Source organism: Flavobacterium sp. (assembly GCF_044371705.1).
Taxonomy (GTDB): Bacteria; Bacteroidota; Bacteroidia; order Flavobacteriales; family Flavobacteriaceae; genus Flavobacterium.
In genome coordinates, this window is record NZ_JBILTE010000113.1 from 1 (window position 1) to 8347 (window position 8347).

General features: G+C 35.8%; 10 protein-coding genes. 2 read left to right on the plus strand and 8 right to left on the minus strand.

What is annotated here, in order from left to right; translation table 11 throughout:
• The first annotated feature begins 18 nt into the window (after window positions 1-18).
• Window positions 19-399: a PH domain-containing protein gene (locus tag ACIQ2S_RS08785; protein WP_396175083.1), complete on the plus strand. Its 381-nt coding sequence runs from the start codon at window positions 19-21 to the stop codon at window positions 397-399.
• A gap of 250 nt (window positions 400-649) precedes the next feature.
• The gene (locus ACIQ2S_RS08790; RefSeq protein ID WP_396175067.1) at window positions 650-1954 is read left to right on the plus strand and encodes a T9SS type A sorting domain-containing protein; all 1305 of its coding nucleotides are present in this window, start codon (window positions 650-652) and stop codon (window positions 1952-1954) included.
• 1 nt (window position 1955) lies between these two features.
• On the opposite strand, the gene ACIQ2S_RS08795 is transcribed toward ACIQ2S_RS08790, so the two are convergent.
• The 8 genes from ACIQ2S_RS08795 to ACIQ2S_RS08830 all read right to left on the minus strand — a co-directional run.
• Window positions 1956-2444, minus strand: coding sequence for a 4'-phosphopantetheinyl transferase superfamily protein (locus tag ACIQ2S_RS08795; protein WP_396175069.1), 489 nt, complete (start codon window positions 2442-2444; stop codon window positions 1956-1958).
• A complete protein-coding gene (locus ACIQ2S_RS08800) occupies window positions 2441-2695 on the minus strand; it encodes an acyl carrier protein (RefSeq protein WP_396175071.1) in 255 nt (84 codons plus the stop codon). The genes ACIQ2S_RS08795 and ACIQ2S_RS08800 overlap by 4 nt, the downstream gene beginning before the upstream one ends.
• A 24-nt stretch (window positions 2696-2719) precedes the next feature.
• Window positions 2720-4000 carry a beta-ketoacyl-[acyl-carrier-protein] synthase family protein gene (locus tag ACIQ2S_RS08805; RefSeq protein WP_396175073.1) on the minus strand — a complete coding sequence of 427 codons (1281 nt, stop codon included), beginning with the start codon at window positions 3998-4000 and terminating at the stop codon, window positions 2720-2722.
• A gap of 4 nt (window positions 4001-4004) precedes the next feature.
• Window positions 4005-4430: a 3-hydroxyacyl-ACP dehydratase FabZ family protein gene (locus ACIQ2S_RS08810; protein ID WP_396175075.1), complete on the minus strand. Its 426-nt coding sequence runs from the start codon at window positions 4428-4430 to the stop codon at window positions 4005-4007.
• Window positions 4431-4438: 8 nt separating this feature from the next.
• Window positions 4439-5491 carry a type III polyketide synthase gene (locus ACIQ2S_RS08815; protein ID WP_396175085.1) on the minus strand — a complete coding sequence of 351 codons (1053 nt, stop codon included), beginning with the start codon at window positions 5489-5491 and terminating at the stop codon, window positions 4439-4441.
• A 14-nt stretch (window positions 5492-5505) separates the two neighbouring features.
• A complete protein-coding gene (locus ACIQ2S_RS08820; RefSeq protein ID WP_396175077.1) occupies window positions 5506-6216 on the minus strand; it encodes a methyltransferase domain-containing protein in 711 nt (236 codons plus the stop codon).
• A complete protein-coding gene (locus tag ACIQ2S_RS08825; protein WP_396175079.1) occupies window positions 6216-7337 on the minus strand; it encodes an NAD(P)/FAD-dependent oxidoreductase in 1122 nt (373 codons plus the stop codon). The genes ACIQ2S_RS08820 and ACIQ2S_RS08825 overlap by 1 nt, the downstream gene beginning before the upstream one ends.
• A 143-nt stretch (window positions 7338-7480) precedes the next feature.
• Window positions 7481-8347, minus strand: an 867-nt coding sequence (locus ACIQ2S_RS08830) for an AMP-binding protein (RefSeq protein WP_396175081.1), incomplete at its 5' end; no start/stop codon positions are given.

The following is an 8347-nucleotide window of genomic DNA, read 5'->3' on the forward strand; positions in this document are numbered from 1 at the left end:
TTCAAACTAAAAAATAATATGGGACTATTTTCAGCATTAATCGGAAACGCAGGATCAGTTAATCAAGAAGATTTACGTAAAAAATACAGTCAGTTGTTCATTGAAGGTGAAACAATTGAATTAGGATTTAAATTAATTAGAGATACATTTATATTTACTAACAAAAGATTAATTTTAATTGATGTGCATGGAATTACGGGAAGTAAAACCGAATATAAAAGTATTTCTTACAAAAGTATTTCCAGATTCAGCGTTGAAACCGCCGGTACCTTTGAATTAGATGCAGAATTAAAAATTTGGGTCTCCAGTGAAACCCAACCCAGTATTGTCAAACAATTTAACAAGTCGGTGAATGTGTATGATGTCCAAAAGGTTTTGGCATTTTATGTATTAAATTAAAGTTTGAAAGACACCAAAAATCTTCCTGGCTTTTGTGCATTTTTCTTGGATTTTAGTTAATCTTTATAGCAAAATGGAAGCAAATAGTTTTCTATTTGTACCAATGAATAAATTTAAGTGCACCGTCAAACAGATGTTATGAAACTTACAGTAAATGTTAATTTTGGGCTACTAAAAAAAAATGTCACTAACTTTGTTTCAATATAATCAATTGAAAATGATTTATTTGAAAATACTTTAAACAAAAGCTATGAAAACAAAACTACTTTTTTTATTTATTATTACGATTCAGTTTGGATACTCCCAAAACATTGTTTTTGCAGATTCTATTTTTAAAGGATATCTGTTAACCGCACAGATAAATTACAATGATGATCAATTTTCAACTATTGTATACCCTCCAATAGACGCTAATACCGATGGTGAAATAAGTCAAGCGGAAGCTCTTGCAGTAATTGGACTAAATGCATTTTATGCAAATATTACAGACTTAGGTGGTTTGGAATATTTTTCAAACATCAAAAAAATAACAGCCTACTGTCCTGGATTTCAAACGTTTAATCAGCCATCATTGGTTAATTTAGAACAGTTGATTTTATATGATGTGTGCGGTACTGGCTTGCCTTCATCGATTAGTCTTACAGCCTATCCCAATCTAAAGAAGTTTCAATATGTAAACAATTTTATTACTTCTTTAGACTTTTCCTCTAACCCTCTGCTAGAAGACATAGTCATTTCATGTGCTGAACTTACGTCGGTTGATTTTAGTAATCTGACCAAATTAAAATACTTGAGTTACAATGGGAAATTACAAACGATTGATCTATCAGATTCTGTAAACCTTTTAAGTCTATTTTGTTATGGCAGTTCAGAAACATTTAATTATCCAGCAAGCAATTTACTAACCTCTCTTGATTTATCAAATCAAACAAAGTTAATCTATTTAGACTTGTCAGGAAATAATCTATCAACTTTGGATTTAAGTAATTGTTTAAATCTTGAAAATATTAATGTAAGTAACAATCAAATTGAAACATTAAATATTGATAATTTGGAATATGTTAAGTCCTTCCAATGTCAAAATAATCTTTTAACCACTTTGAACGTAGATGATATGTTCAATTTACAAGATCTCAATTGCAATAATAATCTTTTGACGAACCTTTCAACTAAAAATGGCATTATAGAAGATTATGTTTATTTTTCAGGTAATCCTTCATTAGCTACTATTTGTTGTGATGAAAATGAAGTGGTTTATATGCAAAATCAGTGCAATTTAAATGGAAACACTGCTACAATTGTTGATTCTAACTGTAATGTAACAAATACAGAAGATAGAATATCTATGTACCCAAATCCAGTAAATGATATGCTGCATTTGGATGCACCCAACACAATTACTAAAATAGAAGTTTTTGCCATGAGCGGATTAATGGTCATGAGCGACAGATTAGAAAGTAATGTGGTTAACCTATCAGACTTGCAGTCGGGAATTTACTTTATAAAAATATATATTGGTAACGATGTATCTACGATGAAATTCAGTAAAATGTAATTTATTGCGAAACTAGCCCAACAACTTGCTCAAACCTCCCATGATGACTTTTGGAAGCAGCATATCTTTTATCTTCCAAAACCAGATATGGAATTTCATTGATTGTGATGATATCATCGATGGTTGTGACAATTGTTACAAACTGAAAGTCAGAACTTTTAGTTACAGCAAGGGTTTGAAGCAATGAATCTTTTATAATTGTCTGTGTGAAATAGACAGTATGTTTAAAACGTACTTTACCATTGGTTGAACATGTATCCAAACACTCAATCGCTTTTGGATAGTAACCCGACTTCCCTCCTTTTTGACGAATGATTTTATAAACAGCTTCTTTTCGGCTCCATAAACTCCAAACCATTTCATCCGGATTGGCAGCAGCTCTAATAAAATCTTGCTCCAAAGGAGTAAATACTTTATCCAGATAATTTTTGCGTCGCCAATTACTTTGTTGGGTAGCAATGGACAAATCAACAACGTCGTTGCCTATCATTTTTCGGCGAGCTTTGTTTGGATAATGGTAAGAGCCGATTGCACATCGAGCATTTTTTCCATGGAAACAGTATCGATTGCAATTTCATATTTCTCTTCGATATCTAAAATTATGTCCACCAAGTTGGCTGAATTAATTTTTAAATCAGTGATAAAATTGGATGCAGGTGTCAAATTTTCTAATGCAGTTGCATCGTTACAATACGGTTGTATAATCGATTTTAATTCTGAAATCATTGTTTGGTTTTCCATTGTATTTTTTTAGGACAAGTTAATCTATTTTAAACATATTTTTTTAAAAAGCAAACAAGCATTTACATCTCCAAATCCGAAACTGGCTTTGGCAACTACTGTTAACTTCTTTTCAATGCATTTTTGGGGGATTTTACTTCCATCGATAATTGCTGTAATGTCCGGATGTACATCTTCACAGTTAATGGATGGAAAAATAAAATTGTCGTACAATTGCAATACGGTTGCGACACTCTCAATGCTTCCCGATGCTGATAAACAGTGACCTACCATCGATTTTAAGGAATTGATTAGTGGGAATTGATTGCCGCTCAGCTGCAACGCTTGACTCCAATTGAAAATCTCCAAACTGTCTTTGGTTGTGGCCGTTAAATGTCCGTTAATCGTGTCAATTTCTTCGGGTTGTATATTGGCATTTTTGAGTGCTTCTGTTATGCAACGTTGCACAGCAATTGAATTAGGAGCTGTCATCGTTCCTTCGCCACGTTGACCACCGGAATTAACATGACCACCCAAAACTTCGCCGTAAATTCTTGCACCACGGGCCAAAGCTGTTTCTAAGTCTTCTAAAAGTAAAGCTCCTGCTCCACTTCCGGGTACAAATCCTGAGGCAGTGGCACTCATAGGTCGCGCACCCTTTTCGGGAGAATCGTTGTGTTTATAGGTACAAACCCGCATCGCATCAAAACCGCCCCAAATATACGGACCGCTGTCGCTAGTGCTACCAGCTACCATTCGTAAAGCTTTTCCGGATTGAATGCGTTCAAAGGCTGTTAAAATACTTTCCGCTCCGGTGGTACACGCGGACGAATTAGTAGTGACAATGTTACCTAAACCCAGTTTACCTCCTAAGTAAGCACTGACACCGCTATTCATCGTTTGTGCGACAGCGGTACTACCTAATTTTCGGGTTTCGAAATTATCAATTTTATAGATGCTTTCTCTGAATTTATCAATGCCTGAGGTTCCGGTTCCAAAGATGGTTCCGCTGTCCCAATCCGGGAAATCATTGTGCTCAATTGAAAGTCCGGCGTCTTGCCAAGCTTCCATTCCCGCCATCACACCATATAAAATGCCTGTGGAATTGAAATTCCGCAATTCTAATTCGGTAAAGTATTGTCGTTTGAGTTCTTCAGAAATGACTGGAGTTCCTGCAATTTGACAGGAAAATTGCAAACGTTCCAATTCAGCATCGTGCTTAATTCCAGAAATGCCGTTTCTAATGGCGTGCGTAAACGCATCAACTCCTACTCCATTGGGAGCAACAATTCCTAATCCTGTTATTACAACACGTTTTGCTGCCATTTTATTAATTGATTATCATACCGGCTAATGTTCCGGTACAAACTACTTCATTCGCACTATTCATCATTCGCACTTTACATTTTAATTTCCCAAAACGAAAATAAACTTTTTCCGAAACAACGGTCACTTTTTCGTTCGGGAACACCGGTTTTAAAAATTCAATTTCTGATGATGTAAAAGCAAAATTCATTGGTTTTTCATTGAATGTCAAGTAAATTCCCAAACTGACCAAACCAATTTGTGCCATTGTTTCTATTAAAATAACGCCTGGAGTTATAGGATTATTGATGAAATGGCCTTGGTAAAAATCCAATTGTTCATCAAATGTAAATACCCCTTCAACCCCATTCTCATCTATATGCAGAATAGCATCCACAAATAAAAAGGGTTTCGAATACGGGAGATAATTTAAAAATGTATCCTTGTCCATTTCAAACTTTAAAATTCAATTAAAATCCGTTGAGCTGTAAATCCGGGTCCAAAACTTAAAAGCAAACCTTTTTCGCCTGCCTTCGGTTTTTTAGCCATGAATCGGTCTAAAACATACAATACGGTGGCACTTGACATGTTTCCGTACATTCGTAAAACTTCTTTCGTATCGTCAATGTTTTTTCCTGAAGCTGAAAATAGGTCTTCTACTGTTTGCACAATTTTCTTTCCACCCGGATGAAAAATCAAATGGTCAATGTCATCAATTGTCAAGTTGTTTTTAGCTAAAAACGGATGGATGAAATGCGGGAAATGTTCGCTAATTGTTTCAGGGACTTCAATGTCTAAGACCATTTTGAGTCCCGAATTGGTTAACTCAAACCCCATCATGTGTTCGTTGTCATAAAAATGATACATCGATTCATCAATTATTTTAGGACCTAAATCTTCTTCATGCGACGAAAGCAAAACACAGGCAGCTCCATCACCAAAAATAGCTGCACTAACCATATTTGCCATAGAGAAATCGTTGAGCTGCAAAGTGGCAGTCGGACTCTCAACAGCAATTACTGCTGCTTTACTGTTGGGATTAGCTTTGAGAAAATTCTTGGCATAAATCATTCCCGAAACGCCACCCACACATCCCATTTCGGTAACAGGCAAACGAACAATATCCTGTCGCAAATCTAATTTATTGATTAAATATGCATCTAACGACGGAATCATAATTCCGGTACAACTTACGGTGATGATGTAGTCCAAGTCCTTTGGATTCCAATCAGCTTGTTTTAAAGCGTTTTTTAAAACTTTTTCACCTAAAATAATTACTTCACGAGCGTAAATTTGGTTTCGTTCTTCAAAAGATGTTTTGGTAAAAACTTCTTCGGGCTGCATGATAGAATACCGCTGGTCTACTTGTGCTCCTTCGAATATTTTCTTCACTTTTCGCACAAAACGATCGTCTTGCCCGGAAAGCCAAACATCTAAAAATGGTAGAATTTCAGCGGTTTTTCTTGAGTATTCCGGGAGTTCTTTGGCAACTGTAATTATTTTTACTGACATACGTTTGATTGACTTTATTTCCAAATTATCCATTGGTATCGGAATGCCCATTTCCAGGAAATGGATTGTTTTTTGGCTTTTATGATTTTTGAAAAATCTTCTAATTCATTCTTTTTAAATCCGCGTAAAATGGATGTTAAACCATCTTCACGTGACATTCGATTGAGTTGAAATACCCAACAAACACTTTGAAATAATAGATAAGCAAGTGCATTTCGATGCAAATCATTAATAACAATTCCGATGGTTGCTTGTTTTTGAAACACATTTAAAATGGTTTCAATTTCATTATTTTTAAAATGATGCAATGTCAGTGTGCACAATAATATATCATATTTTAGCTCGGCAAATGCATCCGAAAATATATCTTCACAGAGATAGCTGATATTCGGGTACTCCTTTGACAATGATCGAGCATGCTCAATTGTAAAAGCATTGGCATCAATTCCTATCAATTTGAATTTTAAATTATTTATTTTACCATAATCAGCCAACATTCGCAGCATGTCACCGTTTCCACAACCCACATCCATAATTGTAATGACTTTTGTTGTATCAGTTTCCTTCAACAATTGCTCAATGCCCTGTAAAGTTAGCTTGTTTCCCCCCAAAAGTTGATTAATCGAAGCTATTTTATCCAACGCTTCCCGAAGTTCTTCGCCTTCTAGGGAAAAATCATCCATTATTTCAACTGCTTCGGTTCTATACTTTGTTTGAATAGCCATTAAGATATTGGTTTACCGTGCGTTCTTTGAATGATTAAAGGTAATAATTTAGGGAATGTAAGCAATAATTTCATTAGAATTGCACTCAAGGACGCGTTTAACAATAATTTTGACAGTTGTTTACCGGCTTGCAAACGCTTTTGAAAATGGTACTTCCATTGCGATGCATAACTTTTCTCCATTTCGTCGCGTGTTTGTTTTCCCTCTAAAAATGAAACAACACATTCACTGGCAATTTTCGCACTGTGAATGGCCATGGCCATCCCATTCCCACAGAGTGGATGAATGAGTCCGGCTGTATCCCCTAGCATTAAAATACGGCTTTCTACTTGTGCCTTTTTTTCAAAAGAAATTTGGCTGATGGTTAAAGGTTTAACAAATAGTAAAGTGGATTGCTCCAAAATGCTTTTCAAATGCGGATTTTGATACAACACATTTGTTTGAAAATCTTCGATATTCTTGTATCTCTTGAACACGTCAAATTTCACCAAATAACAGATATTGATGCGATTGTCTTCCACTTTGGATACGCCACAATAACCACCTTCAAAATTGTGTAAAGCTACCAGATCATTGGGAAAATCACCCGAATAATGAGCTTTCACTGCTAACCAAGGTGATTTTTTCTGAATAAAATCTCTTTTGAACTGAACATCCAAATTGGATCGTTTTCCAAAAGCTCCTAAGACTACTTTTGCTTGAAATCTTTCTCCTTTTTCAGTATGAATTGTAAAACTATCATTTAAAAATTCAATAGCATTTACTTGCTGGGAAATGATTTGACAGCCGGCTTCTCTTGCTATTGTATATAAATAAAAATCCAATGTATAACGACTAATACCAAATCCGCCCAGCGGTAAAACTGTTTCCAATTGTTTACCGGTAGGAATTGAAATGACCGTCTGTGTTAGTGTTGTAGGTTGCAACTTCTGAATATCGATACCTAAACTTTCCCAATACGGAAGCACTTCGTTGGAAATAAATTCACCGCAGACCTTGTGTTTGGGATAGTCATTTTTTTCAAAAAGAGTGACTATATATCCTTTTTGACGCAAATGGATTGCTGCTGTTAGTCCTGCCAAACCACCGCCGATAATTGCTACTTGAATTTGTGGTTGCATGTTGACTTGAATTAGCTATTTTTTTATAAAGATACAAAAAAGCTGAAATAGGTTATTGAACCACATTCCAGCTTTTTTGAAAAAGTACAATTATTCAGAATTAAATCAAGTTCTGTAACAAACGTGAATAATTAAAACTTATCTTATAGTTTTCCTTCTTTAATCTCTTCCACAATTTCGGGATTTAACAAAGTTGAAATATCTCCAAAATTGCTAAAATCGCCTTCCGCTATCTTACGTAAAATGCGACGCATGATTTTTCCGGAACGTGTTTTTGGTAAGCCACTTACAAACTGAATTTTATCTAATTTGGCAATAGGTCCGATTTGATCGGATATTTGTTGGTTAATCTCTTTTCGAAGATTTTCTTTATCACGAGTGGCTCCTATTTCTTTAAGAATTACAAATCCGTACAATGCATTGCCTTTGACGTCATGTGGAAAACCAACGATTGCACTTTCCGCTACTGCCGGATGTTCGTTGATGGCATCTTCAATAGGTGCTGTGCCTAAATTGTGACCGGAAACAATGATTACATCATCTACTCGACCGGTAATTCGGTAATAACCAACTTCATCGCGTAAAGCTCCATCACCAGTGAAATATTTACCCGGGAAAGCTGTAAAATACGTTTCTTTAAATCGTTGGTGATCACCCCAAATCGTTCTGGCCATTGCCGGCCAAGGGAATTTGATACACAAACTACCGGTGACTTGATTGCCTTCAATTTCATTGCGAAGTTCATCCATTAAAACAGGTTGAATTCCCGGTAATGGCAGTGAAGCGTAGGTTGGTTTAGTTGGTGTGACAAATGGCAGTGGCGATATCATAATCCCTCCCGTTTCGGTTTGCCACCACGTATCAACTAGCGGACAACGCTTTCCTCCTACATGGTCATTGTACCAGTGCCAAGCTTCTTCGTTAATCGGCTCTCCTACAGAACCAATTACTTTTAAGGAACTTAAAGGGAATCGTTGAACGTAATCCAAATTTTCTTTGGCTAATGCACG